Origin of the sequence: Streptomyces sp. NPDC002265 (genome assembly GCF_040296125.1) — a bacterium.
Classification (GTDB): domain Bacteria; phylum Actinomycetota; class Actinomycetes; order Streptomycetales; family Streptomycetaceae; genus Streptomyces.
On the sequence record NZ_JBEOWS010000645.1, the window covers coordinates 1 to 2,156 of the forward strand.

A 2,156-nucleotide genomic window follows, 5' to 3' on the forward strand; every position below is an offset into this window, starting at 1 on the left:
CCGGCTCCTGCCCGTGGATCCACCGGTCCGCGTCTCCGCCCGCCCTCTCGCCGCCCGCCCTCCCGGCGGGCGGCCTTCGCCTCAGCCGGCCTTCGCCTCAGCCGGCCTTCGCCTCGCCGGTTCCGGCGTCCGTCGCGGTGCCGGGGCCGTACAGCACCCGGGTGAGGGACTCACGGGTCACGCCGTGGTCGGCGAGGACCTCCGCCGGCACACCGGGACGTGCCGTGAGGGCGAGCAGCAGATGCTCGTCGCCGATCCGGCGGCCGCGCCGGCCGAGGGTGATGCGCAGCGACTCGGTGAGCAGATCCCTGGCGCCGCGGTCGAACAGCCGCCGCCCGGTCCTGCGGCCGGTGACACCGCCCCGGCCGGAATCCGCCAACACCCCTTCCCCGTGCTCCTCCTCGATCCGCGCGACGATCTCCGCCAGATCGATCCCCAGCCCGGACAGGGCGTCCGCGTCGGCCCGGGAGAGCCCGCCACGGCGGCGGGCCTCGCCCAGTTCGCGTACGACACCGTCCCGACCCCCCGGCGGAAGGCCGAGCGCCGCCAGCGCGAAGGACCCGCGGCTGCCCTCGCGGTCGAGGAGGGCCAGCAGGACATGGGTCTCCTCGACCCTTTCCGCGCCCGCCCGTTCCGCGTGGGCCACCGCGCCCACCACCACCGCGCGGGCGTCCTGGGTGAAGCGTTCGAACATCACTGCCTCCCGTACTTCTTGTGCACGGCCTGCCTGCTGACTCCGAGTTCCGCGGCGATCTCCTGCCACGACCAGCCCTGATGGCGCGCACTGCGCACCTGCACCGCCTCCAGCTGCTCCAGCAGCCGGCGCAGCGCGGCCACTGCCCGCAGTCCGACCCGCGGATCGCGGTCGCCGGCGCGCTGGGCGAGATCCGTTGCTTCGGTCATGACGTCAACTTACGTTGACACGGGGGTGATGTCAACTGAAGTTGACATGCGAACGGCCGGCCCGGAAGCCGGGCCGGCCGTCGTGAGCACGGGCGGAAGATCAGGAGGTGGTCAGCACGATCTTGCCGAACTGGTCGCCCGACTCCAGCCGCTCGAAGCCCTCCCGGGCACGGTCGAGCGGAAGCACCTCGTCGATGACGGGGCGCACCCCGGTCGCGGCGCAGAAGGAGAGCAGGTCCTCCAGTTCGTCCTTGGTGCCCATCGTCGAGCCGACGACCTTGAGTTCGAGGAAGAAGATCCGGGTCAGCTCGGCGTGCGAGGGCCGGTCGCCGCTGGTCGCACCGGAGATCACCAGGGTGCCGCCGGGCCGCAGGGACTTCACCGAGTGCGACCAGGTCGCGGCGCCCACGGTCTCGATCACGGCGTCCACCCGCTGGGGCAGCCGCGCGCCCGACTCCAGTGCCTCCACGGCCCCGAGCTCCAGGGCCCGCTTGCGCTTGGCCTCGTCCCGGCTGGTGGCGAAGACCCGCAGCCCGGCCGCCTTCCCCAGCACGATGGCCGCGGTGGCGACCCCGCCGCCCGCGCCCTGGACGAGCACCGAGTCGCCTGGGCGCACACCCGCGTTCGTGAAGAGCATGCGGTACGCCGTCAGCCAGGCCGTGGGCAGACAGGCGGCCTCCTCGAAGGAGAGCTCCTTGGGCTTGGGCAGCACGTTCCAGGTGGGCACGGCGACCTGCTCGGCGAAGGTGCCCTGGTAGCGCTCGGTGAGGATGGAGCGGGGCTCGTCGGGGCCCACTCCGTGGCCGGTCTGGCCGATCACGGAGTGCAGGACGACCTCGTTGCCGTCCTCGTCGACACCGGCGGCGTCGCAGCCGAGGATCATGGGCAGCTTGTCATCGGACAGGCCGACGCCCCGCAGGGACCAGAGGTCGTGGTGGTTGAGGGAGGCGGCTCTGACGTTGACGACGCTCCAGCCGGAGCGGGCGCCGGGGGCCGGACGCTCCCCCAACTCCAGGCCGGAGAGCGGCTGGTCACGGTCGATTCGGGCGGCGTAGGCAGCGAACATGAAGCCGACGATAGGTTCCGGGGGCGGCGGGGGGAACCAGGACGCGTTGTGACACACGCCCTCTTGCGCGGAACACGTCAGACGTAGCGGCGGGCCACCCAGCTGCCAGGGCGCAGCGGAACGGCCGGAGACGGAAGAACGGCCGGAGAAGATGAAACGGCCTCGCCCGTGCGGGCGAGGCCGTTGC

Annotated in this window: 3 protein-coding genes; all 3 read right to left on the reverse strand. The window is 72.7% G+C overall.

The annotated features are described in order from the left end of the window. Positions 1-97: 97 nt before the first annotated feature. The 3 genes from ABT085_RS45890 to ABT085_RS45900 all read right to left on the reverse strand — a co-directional run bounded on the left by ABT085_RS45890 (position 98) and on the right by ABT085_RS45900 (position 1,969). Positions 98-694, reverse strand: coding sequence for a Clp protease N-terminal domain-containing protein (locus tag ABT085_RS45890; protein WP_351623102.1), 597 nt, complete (start codon positions 692-694; stop codon positions 98-100). After that, a complete protein-coding gene (locus ABT085_RS45895) occupies positions 694-903 on the reverse strand; it encodes a helix-turn-helix domain-containing protein (protein WP_152892126.1) in 210 nt (69 codons plus the stop codon). Before ABT085_RS45895 ends, ABT085_RS45890 begins: the two co-directional genes overlap by 1 nt. Before the next feature lie 100 nt (positions 904-1,003). Next, a complete protein-coding gene (locus ABT085_RS45900; protein ID WP_351623106.1) occupies positions 1,004-1,969 on the reverse strand; it encodes a zinc-binding dehydrogenase in 966 nt (321 codons plus the stop codon). Positions 1,970-2,156: the final 187 nt, after the last annotated feature.

What these genes read in the sequence shown, in the direction of transcription:
- ABT085_RS45890 (WP_351623102.1), bottom strand. Translation starts at nt 694, where the DNA reads ATGTTCGAACGCTTCACCCAGGACGCCCGCGCGGTGGTGGTGGGCGCG.
- ABT085_RS45895 (WP_152892126.1), bottom strand. Translation starts at nt 903, where the DNA reads ATGACCGAAGCAACGGATCTCGCCCAGCGCGCCGGCGACCGCGATCCG.
- ABT085_RS45900 (WP_351623106.1), bottom strand. Translation starts at nt 1,969, where the DNA reads ATGTTCGCTGCCTACGCCGCCCGAATCGACCGTGACCAGCCGCTCTCC.